The following is a 16704-nucleotide window of genomic DNA, read 5'->3' on the forward strand; positions in this document are numbered from 1 at the left end:
ACCCAAGCCCAGGGCACGCGAACCCCGGACATCCCAACCCGGGGCACCCCAACCCCGGGCACCCGAGCCCAGGGCAGCCAAGCGCGGGGCGTTCCGGTGCGGGGGATTCCGGGGGTGGGCAGGGGTGGGGCGGGGTTTCGGAAGGGGTGACGCAGCTTGGGCGGCCGGCCGTGCGGGCGCGGCCGAGTGAGGTGCCCGAGCGGGTCCTCCCCCTGACCGACGTCCTGCGGATCGGCCGGGCCGCCGACAACGACCTGGCGCTGCCCGACGACCTGCTGATCTCCCGCCACCACGCCGAGATCCACCGCTCCCCCAACGGCCCGTACGTCAGGGACCTGCGCAGCCGCAACGGCACCCACGTCAACGGCCACCGCGTCACCGACGCCTACGTCCAGCCGGGCGACCTGGTCTCGGTGGGCCACTACCAGCTGGTCGTGCACCGCGACCACGTGGCGGTCCACGCCGACACCGGCGCCGTGTCCCTGCGGGCCGAGGAGCTGACGGTCAAGGCGGGCTCCGCCGTACTGCTGGACAGGGTGAGTCTGCAACTGGACGCGTGCAGTCTGCTCGCGGTCGTGGGCCCGTCGGGCGCGGGCAAGTCGACGCTGCTGGGCGCGCTCACCGGCGCGCGGCCCGCCACGCACGGCCGGATGTTGTACGAGAACCGCGACCTGTATGCCCACTACGACGACCTGCGTCACCGCATCGGCCTGGTCCCGCAGGACGACATCCTGCACAAGGAGCTGACGGTCGAGCGGGCGCTGGGGTACGCGGCGGCGCTGCGCTTCCCCCAGGACGTGACACGGGCCGAGCGCCGGGCCCGCATCGACGAGGTGATCGACCAGCTCGACCTGGCCGAACGCCGCAAGCTGCGCATCGACCGGCTCTCCGGTGGCCAGCGCAAGCGCACCAGCGTGGCGCTGGAGCTGCTGACGAAGCCGTCGCTGCTGTTCCTGGACGAGCCGACCTCCGGGCTGGATCCGAGCCTGGACAAGGAGGTCATGAACACGTTGCGGGAGCTGGCCGACGACGGCAGGACCGTGGTGGTGGTCACGCACAGCGTGCTGCACCTGAACGTCTGCGACCGGGTGCTCGTGCTCTGCCGAGGCGGCAAGGTCGGATATTTCGGCCCGCCGGGTGAGTTGCTGGGATTTTTCGGGGCGACGGAGTATTCGGAGGTCTTCAAGAAGGTCAGCGACGAGGCCGACCTGTGGGCCGACCGCTTCCGCCGTTCCGCCTACTACACGCGCTACTGCGGCGGCGGCTCCGGCCAGGGCCTCGACGGCCATACCGTCACCCCGCCACCGGCGCCGCCCAAGCAGAGCATGGGACGGCAGTTCGCGATCCTGTCGCGGCGGATGTTCTCGGTGATCCGCTCCGACAAGCTGGCCGCGCTGTCGATGATCGGCCTGCCGATCATCCTGGCGCTGATGACCCGGGTCGTGGAGGGCTCCGCGGGCCTGGCGCCGCCCGGCGGCAAGATCGGGCGCAGCGAGGAGGCCGGAACCCTCCTGATCATCCTGGTGTTCGGGGCCGCGCTGATGGGCCTGATCGGCGCGATCCGGGAGATCGTCAAGGAAGGCCCCATCTACCGCCGCGAACGTTCGGTCGGCCTGTCACCGGTGGCGTACCTGCTGTCGAAGGCCGCCGTCCTCGGCGCGATCAACGTGGTGCAGGCGACGTTGTTCGTCACGCTGGCCATGATCGGCCGCAAGCCTCCGGCCGATCCGCTGATCTTCGGCTCCGGCAGCGTGGAGATCATCGTCGTGGTCTCCGCGGTGGCGTTCACCTGCAGCCTGCTGGCCTTGCTGGTCAGCGCCCTGGTCAGCACCAACGAGCAGGCCATGCTGATCATGGTGGTGCTGGTGATGGCCCAGTTCGTCTTCATCGGCAAGCTGATCGAGGTCGTGGGTCGTACCGGCCTGGAGCAGCTCACCTGGCTCATCCCCACCCGCTGGGGCTACGCGGCCGCCGCGGCCACCACCAACCTGCAGAAGATCGACATCGCCAAGCCCAAGGACGCCCTCTGGGACCACGACCCGGCGGGCTGGCTGCGCTCGATGGCCGTGCTGCTCCTCATGTCGGCGGTCCTGGCCCTGGCCACCCGCCTCGCCCTGCGCCGCTACGAGGCCAAGTCCCGCTGAACCCCAAGGTCATCCCCGGCCAATAGTATGAAGTTCAACAAAAGCAATGAAAGGGCACGCAATGGACGTCGAGCAGACGGCCCTGCCGGGGATCGGACTGCGGCACGAGTTCACCACCCAGTCCGGAAGGCGGATCGGCATCGTCTCGCACCGCAGCGGCCGCCGGGACCTGGTGATCTACGACAAGAGCGACCCGGACCAGGCGTGCGAGGCGGTCAAGCTCAACGACGAAGAGGCCGACGCCCTGTGCGAGCTGCTCGGCGCGCCGCGCATCGTGCAGCGGCTCAACGAGCTGCACCGGCAGGTCGAGGGCCTGGTCAGCGTGCAGTTGCCGATCAGCGAAGGCGGGCCGTACGCGGGCCGTCCCATGGGCGACACCCAGATGCGGAGCCGTACCGGATCGTCCATCGTGGCCGTCGCGCGCGACGGCGGGGTGGTGGCGAGTCCCGGTCCGGACTTCGTGTTCGCCGCCGGTGACGTGGTCGTGGTGGTGGGCACGCCCGAGGGCACCTCGGCCGCCGCCGACATCCTGGCCGCGGGGTAGGCCCGCGGGTGCACGCAGGGATCCTTCTTCTCGAACTCGGTGCTGTCATCCTCGGTCTCGGCGTGCTCGGCGCGCTGGCCCTGCGCGGCGGCATCTCCCCCATCCCCCTCTACCTGATCGCGGGCCTGGCCTTCGGCACCGGCGGCATCCTGCCGCTGGCCACCAGCGAGGAGTTCATCCAGGTCGGCGCCGAGCTCGGCGTCATCATGCTGCTGCTCACGCTGGGCCTGGAGTACAACGCCGACGAACTGGTCACCAGCCTGCGCGGCAACCTGCGCGGCGGCCTCGTGGACCTGGTGCTCAACGCCGCGCCCGGCGCGATCGCCGCTCTGCTGCTCGGCTGGGGCCCGGTCGCCGCCGTCGCGATGGCCGGCGTCACCTATGCCACCTCCTCCGGCATCACCGCGAAGGTCCTGTCCGACCTGGGCTGGATCGGCAACCGGGAGACACCCGTCGTCCTGTCGCTCCTGGTCTTCGAGGACCTCACGATGGCCCTCTACCTGCCCATCCTCACCGCGCTGCTGGCCGGCGCGAGCCTGCTGAGCGGGGCGGTGACGGTCGCGATCGCGCTGGCGACCGTGAGCGTCGTGCTCGTCTTCGCCCTCCGGTACGGCAAGCTCATCGAACGCTTCGTGGCCAGCCCCAACTCCGAGGTCCTTCTCCTGAAGGTCGTCGGCCTGGCCCTCCTGGTCGCCGGGATCGCCCAGCAGCTCCAGGTGTCGGCGGCGGTCGGCGCGTTCCTGGTGGGCATCGCGCTGTCGGGAGAGCTGGCCGAGGGCGCGCGGGCGCTGCTGGAGCCGCTGCGCGACCTGTTCGCCGCGGTGTTCTTCGTCTTCTTCGGCCTGCAGACCGACCCGGCGGCGATCCTCCCGGTGGCCGGGCTGGCCGCGGTGCTCGCCCTGGTCAGCATGGTCACCAAGCTCATGACGGGCGCCTACGCCGCCCGCCGCGCGGGCATCGCCAAGGCCGGTCAGGCGCGGGCGGGCATCGCGCTGATCCCGAGGGGCGAGTTCAACATCGTCATCGCCGGGCTCGCGGTGGCCGCCGGGGTCCATCCGGACCTCGGGCCGCTGGCCGCCGCGTACGTGCTCATCCTGGCGGCCTTCGGCCCGCTGGCGGCCAAGGCGGTGCAGCCGCTGATCACCGCGATCGCCCGGCGCACCTGATCATGTGGGGAGGGGGCTACTCGTCGCCCTCCACGCGCATCACGCTGGCCACCGCGCGGACGATGTCGAGCTTGCGCAGCCCCTCCATCGTGGCGGTGAGCGCGGCGTCGGTGGCGCGGTGGCTGACGATCACCAGCTGGGCGTCGTCGCCGTGCCCCTCCTGCCGGACCGTCTGGATGGAGACGTCGTGGCGGGCGAACTCCTCCGCCACCCTGGCCAGCACGCCCGGCTTGTCCGCGACGTCCAGCGCCACGTGGCAGCGGGTCACGGTCTCGCCCATCGGGTGCACGCTCAGCGAGGCGTACGTGGACTCCTCCGGCCCGCGCGCCCCGGCCAGCCGGTTTCTGGCCACGGCCACCAGGTCGCCCAGGACCGCGGACGCGGTGGGCGCGCCACCGGCGCCGGCGCCGTAGAACATGAGCTGCCCGGCCGACTCCGCCTCCACGAACACCGCGTTGTACGCCTCGCGCACGCCGGCCAGCGGGTGGGTGCGGGGGATCATCGCCGGGTGGACGCGTACGCCGACGCTCTGGCCGTCGTCGGAACGGGCGCAGATGGCCAGGAGCTTGATGACGTACCCCATGGCCTTGGCCGAGGCGACGTCGGTCGCGGTGATCTCGGTGATGCCCTCGCGGTGCACCTGCTCGGCGGTCACCCGGCTGTGGAAGGCCAGCCCGGCGAGGATCGCGGCCTTGGCCGCGGCGTCGAAGCCCTCGACGTCGGCGGTGGGGTCGGCCTCCGCGTAGCCGAGCGCCTGCGCCTCCTCCAGCGCGTCGTTGAACGAGGCGCCCGAGGAGTCCATCTTGTCGAGGATGTAGTTGGTGGTGCCGTTGACGATGCCGAGCACCCGGTTGACGTGGTCGCCGGCCAGCGACTCGCGCAGCGGCCGCAGCAGCGGGATGGCCCCGGCCACGCTCGCCTCGAAGTAGAGGTCCCCGCCGCCGGCGCGGGCCGCCTCGTGGAGGGTCGAACCGTCCTCGGCCAGCAGCGCCTTGTTCGCCGTCACGACCGACTTGCCCTTGGACAGGGCCGCGACGATCAGCGAGCGCGCGGGCTCGATGCCGCCGATGACCTCGACCACGATGTCGACGTCTTCGCGGGTGACGAGGGCCTCGGCGTCGGTGGTGAGCAGCGCGGGGTCGACGTCCACCTCGCGTTTACGCCCCAGCCTGCGTACGGCGACGCCCGCCAGCTCCAGCGGCGCCCCGATCCTGGCCGCCAGGTCGTCGGCCTGCTCGGCCATGAGCCTGATGACCTGCGAGCCGACGACGCCGCATCCCAGCAGCGCGACCTTCACAGTTGCCCCCTCAGCAGATCGTCCTCGGTCTCGCCCCGCACGATCACCCGGGAGGCGCCGTCGGCGACGGCGACCACGGCGGGTCTGGGCAGATAGTTGTAGTTGCTGGCCAGCGACCGGCAGTAGGCGCCGGTGGCGGCCACCGCGATGAGGTCGCCCGGCGCGAGGTCGGCCGGGAGGTAGAAGTCCCTGATGACGATGTCGCCGCTCTCGCAGTGCTTGCCGACCAGGCGGCTGAGCATGGGCGCCGCGGTGCTCTCGCGGTTGGCCAGCACCGCGGTGTACTCGGCGCCGTAGAGCGCGGTGCGCACGTTGTCGCTCATGCCGCCGTCGATGCTGACGTAGGTGCGGATGCCCTCGACGTCCTTGACGGTGCCGACCTCGTAGAGGGTGATGCCGCCGGGGCCGACGACGGTGCGTCCCGGCTCGACGGTGAGCTTGGGCACGGGCAGCCCGGCGCCGGCGCAGACCTTGGCGACGATCTCACGCAGGCCGTCGGCCAGCTCCTTGATGTCGGGGGCCTCGTCGCCTTCGACGTAGGCGATGCCGTAGCCGCCGCCGAGGTCGAGCTCGGGCAGCACGACGTCGTGCTCGTCCTTGATCCGCACGAGCAGGTCGGCCAGGCGGCGGGCGGCCACCTCGAAGCCGGCGGTGTCGACGATCTGCGAGCCGATGTGGGAGTGCAGGCCCACGAGTTCGAGCTGGGGCAGCGCGAGGATGCGGCGGACCGCCTCGGCGGCGGCGCCGGTATTGAGCGACAGGCCGAACTTCTGGTCGTCGTGGGCGGTCGCGATGAACTCGTGCGTGTGCGCCTCGACGCCGGTCGTCACCCGGATCATGACCTTGGGCCGCTTGCCGAGCTCGTCGGCGAGGTAGCCGACCCTGGCGATCTCCTCGTAGGAGTCGACGACGATGTGCCCGACGCCGACCTCCAGGGCCCTGGTCAGCTCGGCGACCGACTTGTTGTTGCCGTGGAGCGTGATGCGCTCGGGCGGGAAGCCGACGCTGAGCGCGACGGCCAGCTCACCGCCGCTGGCCACGTCGAGGCCGAGCCCCTCGTCCTGCAGCCACCGGACGATCTCCCTGCACAGGAACGCCTTCCCGGCGTAGTGCACGTCGGAGCCGGCGAAGGCGGTGGCGTAGTCGCGCATGCGCGAGCGCACGTCGGCCTCGTCGAAGACGTAGAGCGGAGTGCCGTGCTCGGCGGCGAGGTCCCGCACGTCCATGCCGCCGACCGTGAGGGCGCCCTCGGTCCTGCTCGACGTTCGCGGCCAGATCGCGGGATTGATCCGGTTGAGGTCGGCGGGCGCCAGCGGCGGGCGCTCGTGGGGCAGCATCTCGGCGTGCCGGTCCCCTGCGGGATGGGCGAATCGACTCACCCAAAAGAGGCTATCGGAATGCGGGATCGCGCCGGACACCGTGCCCACCTATCGAGACACGATGTGCAGGAAATTGTAGAGTTTTTACACGTTTTCACGCCTTATGGCGTGAAATTTCAGATTCTGTCAGGTCCGGGAAGGACTTCCTGTACGGCCAGCGCCAGCCGCACCCGAGCGGTGTGCACCTCGGAGGCCGGTTCGTCCCCGACGGGCAGCGGCGCCGCCTGCTCGTAGGCGTCGTGGTAGGCCAGCGCCAGCCGTACCAGAAAGGCCGCCCACCCCGGCTCCGCACTGACCTGGCGGCCGGGCAACTCGGCCAGCACCCGCAACACCGCACGATCCCGCACCCCCGACAACCCCGACAACCCCGCAGCCTCGAACCCACCGGCCACCCTGAGACCGCCGGGCACCCCGAGCGCGCCGGACACCCCCAAACCGCCGGTCCCCTCACCAGCGCCGGGCACCCCGAGGGCGGGGGCCTCTCGCGTCACGGACACCGCCCTTGCCCGCGCATATCTCACCACAAATCCGGGGTTGTCCCAGGTCAGCGGCGCCTCCGGCCAGCCCTGGTCCGGCACGGCGAACACGTCGGCCAGCACGTCGGCGGGCTCGGGCAGGACGATCCGCAGCAGCCCGTTCGGCAAAGCAACCGCCCCGGGCACGGACGCGGCCAGCTCGCCCGGATCCACCCGGCGGCGCAGCGCGGCGGCCGACAGGTAGACCGCCTCCCGCGTCCAGTCGCCCTCGGGCGTGGGCGGCTCGCCGAGAAGCTCCGCGAGCTGCCCCGGTGTCATCAGATGAGCGCGTGGGGCTCGGCGGAGCCGTACTCGATGAGCTGGGCGGCGCCCAGCAGCCAGCGGTCCTCGTCGCGCACGCGCACGTAGCCGAACCGGTCGGCGGAGAAGACCTTCACCCCGTCGGTACGGCACTGCCGCATGAGCACCTCGTCCCAGCCCTCGGTCAGGTCGGGGAAGCCCAGCTCGCGCAGCGCGTTGCGGCGGGCCAGCAGCGTCGCCCCGGCGATCTCCGGCGTGTAGGTGTATTCGGCGTCCGGCTGCTTCAGCAGCGTGGCCTGGGCGTTGCGCAGATGGGCGTAGAAGGCGGCCTTGCCCACGATGTCCGCGGTGCCGAACAGGAAGGCGCGGCTCAGGTCGGACAGATAGTGCATGCCGTAGACGTCGCGCGGGTCCATGACCGCGACCAGGTCGGCCTCGCACAGGTCGAGCCCGTGGTTGAGCATGCCGCCCGTGGACAGCGCCGGGTCGAGGTCGCGGAAGACGACCTCGGCGTCCTTGATCACGTCGCGGGCGCGCTCCCCCGCGCCGGGCGGGCCGAACAGGATGAGCTGCGTGACCCCGCTCTGCCGGGCGACCTGGGCGAGCGCGTGCTCCAGCAGCGCCGCGTCGGGCACCGGCAGGATCACCGAGACGTTCAGCGTCGCGCGGGCGCTGGGGAGGCCGATGCGCTCCAGCAGTTCGTCGACCCGCTCGGTCATCGTGCCGCCCGAATAGGCGCGGCGCAGCGCGGCGTGCGCGCGGCGGGAATCGGGCTCCGGGCCGATCGAGGTGCCGCAGGCGGCGATCTCCGACAGCCGCCACGGCGGCGTTCCCGGCGGTACGTCCACCGCGGCCGGCCAGCGGTAGGACGTCAGCACGTCCGGATACGACAGGTGCGGCGGCAGCAGCTGCTCCAGCGTGAGCACCCGGTCGACCCGACCGCCCGACAGCGGCAGCGGGTTGTGCACCCTCGGCTGCACGCCGAACTGCAGCCTCGGCCAGCCGCCGGCCGCCTCGACGCTGAAGCGGTGCTCGAACAGGGCCGCGGCAGCGGCGTAGTCGGCGGGGTCGCCCTGGGTGTGCCAGAAGACCGTGCGGATGCCCCGCTCGGCACACCAGGCCAGCAGCGCGCGCAGGCCGTCGCCCGGCTCGCCGGTGATCTCCTCGGCCCAGGGGCCGCCGGTGACCGACTCGACCACGAGCAGGTGGGGCACCTCCAGCGGCAGCACCCGGGCGAAGTCGCGCGGGGTGAAGCCGGTCGTCTGCCGCCACTCGTAGCGCAGCAGCGCCTCGGCGTGCGGGTCGGCGATGACGGCGGCGGTCAGGTGGGGGCGTGTGTTGGGTCCGGTCGGGATCCTGAACGGCTTCAGCCGGAACGAGGCGCCCTCTATCGTCCTGGTCGCCGCGGTGGCCTGGAAGGCGGCGCCGGGCCGCTCGGCCTTCTGCTCGGCGGCGGCGACCGGCTTGCGCTTGGGCGCGACCGGGCGCGGGGCGGCCTTGGCGGCGCCCTTGATGCCCTTGGCCAGCCGCACCGGGTTGGACTTGCCGGACTTCAGCGCGTCACCGAGCCGGTTCCAGCGGGCGACCTTGATGGAGGACAACTTCCACTGCGCCACCTCGGCCTGATAGCGCTGCTCGGCCAGCTCCTTGCGCAGCCGTTCCGCGTCGGAGCGCTCGTCGTCGAGCCGGTCTTCCAGCTCCGACACCTGCGCGGCCAGCGCCTTGGCCTCCTGCGCGCTCTGCTCGGCGGCGGCGAGCTTCGCCTGGGCCGTGTCCAGCAGGCGCGCCAGCTCCGCCGCGTGCTCGGCCTGGGCGACCGCGTCCCTCAGCGCCTTGCGCGTGCTTTCCAGCTCCGTCATCGGCCTTCCTCCAGCAGGCCAACGACAAAGTGGCCGTATCCATTGGCTCGCTCGCTGCGCTCGCTCACGAGGCCAAAGGATACCCTTCAACCGGTAAGCGGCAGGAAGGGATGGATCCGGTGCAGTTCAATGTGCGGCCCTACGTCTGCGGAGCCCTCGGCCGGATCGACCCCGCCGTCGCGGCGAAGCTGGCCGCCGCCGGCCCACGCTGCCGCCCCGCGCTCCAGACCGCCAGCGCGGCGCTGTTCAGCACCGCTCCGCTGCCGCCCTACCACCGCTCAGAGGGCGAGTTCGCCTTCTCCTGGGGCGAGCGCAAGCCGCCCGCCGCGGCCTCGTGGATGTCGGTCGCCGAGACCTACGAGACGCCCGGTCTCATCGGCGCGGGCGAGCGGGTCACGCTGCACGCGGGCGCGCTCGGGCTGGTCGACGTCTATTACGTACGGCTCGGCGACGCCGTCTACTTCTCCTCCCTGATCGCCCCCCTGCTCTCGCTGGTCCCGGTCGAGATCGACTGGGACGCGTGGGCCTCGATCCTGCAGGTGACCTTCCCGCTCGGCGAGGCGACGCCGTACCAGCAGATCAGGCGGCTGCCCGGCTCCAGCGCGCTGGTGTTCACCGGCGAGCGGCTGGCCACCGAGCGGCGGCTGCCGCGCTGGCTGCGGCGCGAGCCGTACGAGGCCTGGGTGGGCGCGGACGAGATCCTGGAGATCCTGCACGAGGTCTACAAGGACTACGAGGGCCGGCGGCTGCTGGTCCCGGTCAGCGGCGGCTACGACTCGCGGCTGCTGGCCAGCGTGGCCGTGGCGCGCGGCTTCGACGTGGAGTCCTGGACGACCAGCCCGGACGACGGCACCGACACCGACATCTCCTTCGCCCGGTCGATCACCCGCGAGCTGGGCATCCCGCACCGCGTGGTCACCCAGGATCCCGGCGCCTATCCGGCCGACGCGCTGGAGGTCGCGCGCAGGCTCGAATATCTGACGCCGCACCACGCCTGGTACGCGCCGTTCGCCAAGGAGGTGCACGGCGCCGGCCGCATCCTGGTCGACGGCCTGGCCGGCGGGCCGCTGCTGAAGAACTTCATGGTCAGCGGGGCGGCGCTGGAGGCCACCTCGCAGGCCGAGCGCTCGGCGGCGGTGCTGAGCTCGCTGTCCTTGGGCGCGCCTTCGCGGCCGTTCCTGTCGGAGGCCGCTGCCGCCTGGATGGCGCAGACCGTGGGCGAGCAGTTCGCCGAGTCCACCTCGATGCTCCACGGGCACCGGGCGGAGCTGCCGCTGTCGGTGCTGCACACGAGGACGGTGCGGGGCATCGCGCGTTCGGCGGTGAACCTGGTGGGGCCGGAGGCCTCGTTCGCGGCGCCGTTCATCCACCCGGAGTTCTTCGACGCGGCGCTGTCGGTGGGCGTGGCCCGCAAGGACAAGGGGCGCTTCTACCGCGAACTGCTCCACGCGGCCAGCCCTCGGGTGGCCGCGCTGCCGTCCACGAACGTGGTCAAGCAGCCGCTTCAGCGGGTGCCGCTGCGCTCGACGGCGGCGCCGGCCCGCGAATACTCGCACCGGATGCTGGCCACGGTGGCCGACCGAGTGCCCGGCCTGCTGTCGGACGACCTGCACGAGGTGATCGGCGGCGGGCCCGACGCGCTGACGCGCTTCAACGGCTGGAACGACCGGTTCTGGGTGCGCGGACTGGTGCTGTTCGGCGCCTGGCTGCGCGATTACGGGCATGACCTGGGTGAACTGGAAGCTCCGTTCTAGCGAACGCTAAGTAACGTCGCGATTACACCGCGATCTCGTGGGTATTACATGCGGCACAGCACAAGCGGGTTCCGGAAGGCCGACGGGCTGGTAGTGTTCGGCCCGTAAGCGCCGCGAACAAGCGGGCACCGGGTCACAAATCCGGGCTCGCTCAGGGCATGGGGTTCGCAGGGATGACGACTCCAGGCGGCGCGGTCACCACAAAACGCCGGGGTAACCGGTGACTTCGTCCTGCCCACATCTCCTTCTGTGAGCGACACATGATCAACGCATCCCCAACACCTGAGCAGGTGTCCGAGACGTTCGTCTCGGAGGACCCGCACTGGTATAAGCGGGCTGTTTTCTATGAGGTCCTCGTCCGGGGTTTCAAGGACTCCAACGGCGACGGCACCGGAGACCTGCGCGGTCTGGTCGAGAAGCTCGACTACGTGCAGTGGCTCGGGGTCGACTGCCTTTGGCTGCTGCCCTTGTACGAGTCGCCGTTGCGCGATGGCGGGTACGACATCTCCGACTATATGAAGATCCTTCCGGACTTCGGGGACCTCGGGGACTTCGTCCAGCTCATCGAGTCGGCGCACGCCCGTGGGCTACGCATCATCACCGACCTGGTGATGAACCACACCAGTGACCGGCATCCATGGTTCCAGGCCTCCCGGCACGATCCCGAGGGGCCCTTCGGCGACTTCTACGTCTGGTCCGACGAACCCACCGGCTACCCCGACGCGCCGATCATCTTCATCGGCGCCGAGGAGTCCAACTGGACCTACGACCCGGTGCGCAAGCAGTACTACTGGCACCGCTTCTTCCACCACCAGCCGGACCTGAACTACGACAACCCGGCCGTGCAGGAGGCGATGCTGGAGGTCCTGCGCTTCTGGCTGGACCTGGGCATCGACGGCTTCCGCCTGGACGCGGTGCCGTACCTGTTCGAGCGCGAGGGCACCGGATGCTCCGGCCTGCCCGAGACGCACGCCTACCTCAAGAAGGTGCGCGCCGAGGTCGACCGCCTCTACCCCGACCGCGTCCTGCTGGCCGAGGCCAACGGCTGGCCCGAGGACGTGGTGGAGTACTTCGGCGACCCCACCACCGGGGGTGACGAATGCCACATGGCCTTCCACTTCCCGCTGATGCCGCGCATCTACATGGCGGTCAAGAAGGAGGCCCGCGAACCGATCTCCGAGATCATGTCGCGGACCCCCAAGCTGCCCGACAGCGCCCAATGGGGCATCTTCCTCCGCAACCACGACGAGCTCACGCTCGAGACGGTGACCGAGGAAGAGCGCGACTACATGCACAACGAGTACGCCAAGGACCCGCGCATGCGCGCCTACCTCGGCATCAGGCGGCGCCTGGCACCGCTGCTCGACAACGACCGCGACATGATCGAGCTCTTCCACGCCCTGCTGCTGTCGCTGCCCGGCTCGCCCGTCATGTACTACGGCGACGAGATCGGCATGGGCGACAACATCTGGCTGGAGGACCGCGACTCGGTCCGCACCCCGATGCAGTGGAGCCCCGACCGCAACGCCGGCTTCTCCAGCGCCGACCCCGGGCGGCTCTACCTGCCCGCGGTGATGGACCCGATCTACGGCTTCCAGGCGGTCAACGTCGAGGCGCAGCAGAAGCACGAGGGCTCACTGCTGCACTTCACCCGCCGCATGCTGCAGATCCGGCGTAACCACCCGGTCTTCGGCACCGGCGCGTACACCGAGATGTGGTCGTCCAACTCCAGCGTGCTGACGTTCGTCCGCGAGGAGGGCGACGACCTCATGCTGTGCGTGAACAACCTGTCGAAGTTCCCGCAGCCGGTCGAGCTCGACCTGCGCCGCTTCAAGGGCATGACCCCCGTGGAGGCACGCGGCGGCGTGCCGTTCCCGCAGATCGGCGAGCTGCCGTACCTGCTGACACTGCCGGGCCACGGCTTCTACTGGTTCGCCCTGAAGCACATGTGAGCCTGTCGCCGTTCGGATACTCTCTGTGGCGTGGCGACAGACACCGCATCGCGTGTCGATGCTCTCGAGGTTCGTGTGAACGTGCTTGAGGAGGCGCGTGACACGCACGAAGAAGCGATTTACAAGGTGCACCGCTCCACCGTCAAGCTGGAGCTCGGCGTTGACCGCCTCCTCGACATCGTCGGTGGTAGGCACGTGACTGAGGCCGAGGTGGACGAGGAGCTTGACGGAAGGTGACGCCTAGCGGGCGGTGACGGGTACTTGGGCCCGTGCCGCCCGTCTGGCGGGGATCAGTGCCACCGCCAGTGCGGCGCCCACGGCCACCAGCACGGCGAGCACGAGTGTGGTGGCCGAGGGTGGGCGGCCGATGCCGGCGCCCACACCGCTGGTGTGTCCCTGCAGGTCGATCAGGCCCGTCACCACCGAGGCGCCCACGGCGGTGCCCGCGAGCACGCCCAGGATCACCAGCAGGCCGGTCCCGGTCACCAGCGTGGCCATGAGCTGGCGCGGGGTCAGTCCCATCGCCTTCAGCACCGCCAGGTCGAGCGCGTGGTCGCGCAGGCCGAGCGCGCTGGCGGTCAGCAGGTTCGCCAGGCCGATCAGCGACAGCACGAAGATGAGCGCCACGATCAGCACCCGGATGACGGTCAGCCGCTCGGCCGGGTTCACCACGCGCTGCACGTCGAGCCCCTCGCCGGAGACGGCCAGCAGCCGCGTGCGCACCTCGCCCGCGTCCGCGCCGTCCTTCAGGACCAGCGCGTAGAACTCCGGCGGCACCGTGTCCTTGGCCGCGAGGCTGTCCAGGCCGACCGAGAGCACCTCGCCGTCCAGGTCGGGCTCCACGGTCCTGCCGACGATGCGCACGATGAGCGGCGAGTCGCCGACCGTCAGCCGCACCCGGTCGCCGATCTTCGCCCGCAGCAGGTCGAGCAGGCCCTGCCCGGCCACGGCCTCGCCGGGCTGGGCGTACATGCGGCCCTCCACCACCGGGAAGGGGTACGGCTCCGCCGAGTTGCCGATCGCCCGCACCCGCACCGACCTGGCCTGGCCGGGGGCCAGGGCGTTGACGTCGGCGCCCTGGTAGACGGTGGCCACCCCACGGTCGGCCTTGGCCATGCGCTCGGCCGAGGCCGACTCCAGCTTGCCGGGACGGACGTGCAGGGCGGCGTGCTGGCCCACCTGGGCGGGGTTGCGCTGGAAGTTGTCGAGGGTGGACCACACGCCCAAGCCAATGGTGATCATCATCATGGGCACGGCCAGGCCGAACACGGTCATGAAAGCGGGCACGCGTCGGGTGAACGCGTCGCGGGCGCCCAGGACGAGGGCGGGCGGGAGCCGTACCAGAAGGGCCAGGCGCGCCAGACGCGACAGGTGGCCCCGGGGCGGCGCGGAGGGGGCGGCGGGGATCGGCGGGGTGCGGCCGCCACGCCAGGCGGGCAGGCCGACGGCGGCGAGCACGACCAGGGCGGTGCCGGCGACGATGAGCAACACCGGCGCGGGGGCGATGGCCGAGGGGCCGAGCACGACGGCGATCACCGCCAGGCCGGCGACGCCGCCGAGCGCGACGCCGACCAGGCCGAGCGCCCCGTGTTCGACCACGAGAAGGCCGGCGACCTGCGCCCGGGTGAACCCCATGGACTTCAGCGTGGCCAGGTCGCGCAGCTGGCCGAGCACCCGGCCACCGGCGGCGTTGGCCAGCGCCAGCGCGGCGGCGACCAGCCCCACCACGCCGAACAAAGCCAGCAGCGTGCCCAGGAGCCGGTTGTCGAGCTCCATGGCGGCCCTGACCTGCCGCCAGGTGTAGACGCGCTGGAGTTTGTCCTCCAGCATGACCACGACCCGCTGGGAGACGACCTGGGTGGCCTCGGGGTCGGTCAGGCGCAGGCCGGTCACGTACTCGCTGCGGCCCAGCGCGGGCTCGATGCGGTCGAGCAGGTCGGGCAGCACCCAGGCCAGGCCGGGCGTCCACTCGGGGTAGAAGCCCTGCTCGGCGGTGTCGGCGATGCCGCGGACGTAAAGCGTGTGGCGGGCGCCGCTGAGCGCGGTCACGGTGACCGGCGCGCCGAGCCGCAGCCCGAGCTCACGCGCGAACGAGCGCTCGACCACGACGCCGTCGAGCTGGCCCTGGTCGAGCCAGCGGCCCTCGGCCACGACCGGGTGCGCCACCTCGGGCGCGGCGGCGGGCAGCGCGCGCAGCGCCGCGGGCTCCTTCTTTCCGTCCTGCACGACGCTCACGGGCGCCGAGCGGTACGGCCCGGCCACCTGCGTGACCCCGTCGATCTCGCGCAGCCTGACCGCCTGGGGAACCTCCTGGGTGTGGATCCACACGTGGGCGCCGTCGGTCTGGGAGAACAGGCTGCGCCAGGGGTTGGTGCCCTCCTCCAGCAGGGTCGCGGCGGTGATCAGCGCGGCGACGATCCCGGCGACGGCCAGGACGGTCAGCACGGCCTGCCCGCGCCTGGCCCGCAGGTCGGCCCTCACCCATCGGCTGCCGGCGTGTCTGATCGTCACCTGAGCTCGATGACCTCTCCGGCGTTGCCCTTGCGGCGTCTGGCGATCCGGCCGTCGTCGACGATCTCGCCGTCGAGCAGGGACACCACGCGGTCGGCGAGGCTGGCGACGCGGGCGTCGTGGGTGACCATGACGATGGTCTGGCCGTCCTTGTGCACCTGCCCGAGCAGGCGGAGCACGTCGCGGGTGTTGCGGCTGTCGAGGTTGCCCGTGGGCTCGTCGGCCAGCAGCACCGTGGGCTGGTTGGCCAGGGCCCTGGCCAGCGCGACCCGCTGCTGCTCGCCGCCGGACAGCTGGGCGGGCGCGGCGTCGGCGCGCTCGGCGAGGTTGAGCGCGCCGAGCAGCACCTCCCTGCGCTCGCGGGCCTCGCCGGGCGTGGCCCCGGCCAGCAGGGCGGGCAGCTCGACGTTGTCGGCGACGGTCATGCTGGCGACCAGGTTGAAGAACTGGAAGACGAAGCCGATCTGCCGGCGCCGCAGCACCGCCCACGCCGACTCCGACAGCGTGTCCACGCGCTTGCCGCCGAGCCAGATCTCGCCGCTGGTGCGGGTGTCGAGCCCGCCCAGCATGTGCACGAGCGTCGACTTCCCCGACCCGGACGGGCCCATGATGACGACGAACTCGCCCTCGTCCACCTGCAGGTCCACACCGCGTACGGCGGGCACGGGCACGCCGCCGTCCGAGTAGATCTTGACCAGGTTGACGGTTTTCAAAAGGGTCATATCAGGTCCTCCTGGCAGCGCTGCAGCCAGTCGAGGTCGGCCTGCAGGTGCAGCATGGCTCCCTCGATCAGCAGCGTAGCGACCCGGTTGGCCGGGTCCGTACGCTCCAGGAGGTCGTTGAGGTCGCGCATCAGCGCGAGATAGTGCCGGCGCTGGCGGCTGATCAGCGCCATCTGGTCGGAGATCCCGGTGAGCGGCGCGAGCACGAGCTTCATGAAGAACTCGTCGCGCACGCGCGGGCCCTCGGTCGGCTCGTCCACCCACTGCGTCAGGGCCTCGCGGCCTTCCGCGGTCAGATAGTAGACCTTCTTGTTGGGCCGGTTGGACTGCTCGACGTCGACCGCCCTGACCAGCCCGTCCTTCTCCAGCCGGCCGAGTGTCACATAGATCTGGCCGATGTTGGGAGAGGGGTAAGCGCTGCCGAAGGTCAGCTCCAGGGCCTGTTTGAGCTCATACCCATGGGCAGGCTCCTTGGCCAGGAGCGCCAGCAGGTGCAGCCGCACCGCTCCACCTCCCGTACGTTACGCATGCGTTACGGAGATAACCGTTGACCATCAGATTACAGGTGTGCATAACATGAATGCATCTACCTAACACGTA

General features: G+C 71.1%; 13 protein-coding genes. 6 read left to right on the top strand and 7 right to left on the bottom strand.

Annotation, left to right across the window (positions count from 1 at the left end; translation table 11 throughout):
• Positions 1-191: 191 nt before the first annotated feature.
• The 3 genes from HNR40_RS26940 (at position 192) to HNR40_RS26950 (ending at position 3854) form a co-directional block, all read left to right on the top strand.
• On the top strand, positions 192-2144 hold the full coding sequence (locus tag HNR40_RS26940; RefSeq protein WP_376773513.1) for an ATP-binding cassette domain-containing protein: 1953 nt from the start codon (positions 192-194) through the stop codon (positions 2142-2144).
• Between the two features lie 61 nt (positions 2145-2205).
• On the top strand, positions 2206-2688 hold the full coding sequence (locus HNR40_RS26945; protein ID WP_184966006.1) for a cation:proton antiporter regulatory subunit: 483 nt from the start codon (positions 2206-2208) through the stop codon (positions 2686-2688).
• A gap of 8 nt (positions 2689-2696) precedes the next feature.
• Positions 2697-3854 (top strand): cation:proton antiporter, encoded by a 1158-nt coding sequence (locus HNR40_RS26950; RefSeq protein WP_184966008.1) that lies wholly within the window; start codon positions 2697-2699, stop codon positions 3852-3854.
• A gap of 16 nt (positions 3855-3870) precedes the next feature.
• Here the strand turns inward: HNR40_RS26950 and HNR40_RS26955 are convergent, their stop codons facing one another.
• From HNR40_RS26955 to HNR40_RS26970, 4 genes are all read right to left on the bottom strand, one after another.
• Positions 3871-5151: a homoserine dehydrogenase gene (locus HNR40_RS26955; protein WP_184966010.1), complete on the bottom strand. Its 1281-nt coding sequence runs from the start codon at positions 5149-5151 to the stop codon at positions 3871-3873.
• The gene (gene lysA / locus HNR40_RS26960; RefSeq protein ID WP_184966012.1) at positions 5148-6530 is read right to left on the bottom strand and encodes a diaminopimelate decarboxylase; all 1383 of its coding nucleotides are present in this window, start codon (positions 6528-6530) and stop codon (positions 5148-5150) included. Before lysA ends, HNR40_RS26955 begins: the two co-directional genes overlap by 4 nt.
• A gap of 116 nt (positions 6531-6646) precedes the next feature.
• Complete coding sequence (locus HNR40_RS26965) at positions 6647-7324, bottom strand: anticodon-binding protein (protein ID WP_184966013.1); 678 nt, start codon at positions 7322-7324, stop codon at positions 6647-6649.
• A complete protein-coding gene (locus tag HNR40_RS26970; protein ID WP_184966015.1) occupies positions 7324-9165 on the bottom strand; it encodes a hypothetical protein in 1842 nt (613 codons plus the stop codon). The genes HNR40_RS26965 and HNR40_RS26970 overlap by 1 nt, the downstream gene beginning before the upstream one ends.
• 119 nt (positions 9166-9284) lie before the next feature.
• On the opposite strand from HNR40_RS26970, the gene HNR40_RS26975 reads away from it, so the two are divergent.
• From HNR40_RS26975 to HNR40_RS26985, 3 genes are all read left to right on the top strand, one after another.
• A complete protein-coding gene (locus HNR40_RS26975; RefSeq protein ID WP_376773511.1) occupies positions 9285-10919 on the top strand; it encodes an asparagine synthetase B family protein in 1635 nt (544 codons plus the stop codon).
• A 260-nt stretch (positions 10920-11179) separates the two neighbouring features.
• Positions 11180-12871 (top strand): maltose alpha-D-glucosyltransferase, encoded by a 1692-nt coding sequence (treS, locus tag HNR40_RS26980; protein WP_184966019.1) that lies wholly within the window; start codon positions 11180-11182, stop codon positions 12869-12871.
• A 30-nt stretch (positions 12872-12901) separates the two neighbouring features.
• A complete protein-coding gene (locus HNR40_RS26985; protein WP_184966021.1) occupies positions 12902-13108 on the top strand; it encodes a hypothetical protein in 207 nt (68 codons plus the stop codon).
• Positions 13109-13111: 3 nt separating this feature from the next.
• Here HNR40_RS26985 and HNR40_RS26990 read toward each other — a convergent pair whose 3' ends face one another.
• The 3 genes from HNR40_RS26990 to HNR40_RS27000 are packed head-to-tail and all read right to left on the bottom strand — an operon-like array spanning position 13112 to position 16607.
• The gene (locus HNR40_RS26990) at positions 13112-15382 is read right to left on the bottom strand and encodes an ABC transporter permease (RefSeq protein WP_184966023.1); all 2271 of its coding nucleotides are present in this window, start codon (positions 15380-15382) and stop codon (positions 13112-13114) included.
• Complete coding sequence (locus tag HNR40_RS26995; RefSeq protein ID WP_184966025.1) at positions 15379-16104, bottom strand: ABC transporter ATP-binding protein; 726 nt, start codon at positions 16102-16104, stop codon at positions 15379-15381. The genes HNR40_RS26990 and HNR40_RS26995 overlap by 4 nt, the downstream gene beginning before the upstream one ends.
• Positions 16101-16607: a PadR family transcriptional regulator gene (locus tag HNR40_RS27000; RefSeq protein WP_184966027.1), complete on the bottom strand. Its 507-nt coding sequence runs from the start codon at positions 16605-16607 to the stop codon at positions 16101-16103. The genes HNR40_RS26995 and HNR40_RS27000 overlap by 4 nt, the downstream gene beginning before the upstream one ends.
• Positions 16608-16704: the final 97 nt, after the last annotated feature.

The sequence above is a fragment of the Nonomuraea endophytica genome (assembly GCF_014203235.1).
Classification (GTDB): Bacteria; Actinomycetota; Actinomycetes; order Streptosporangiales; family Streptosporangiaceae; genus Nonomuraea; species Nonomuraea endophytica.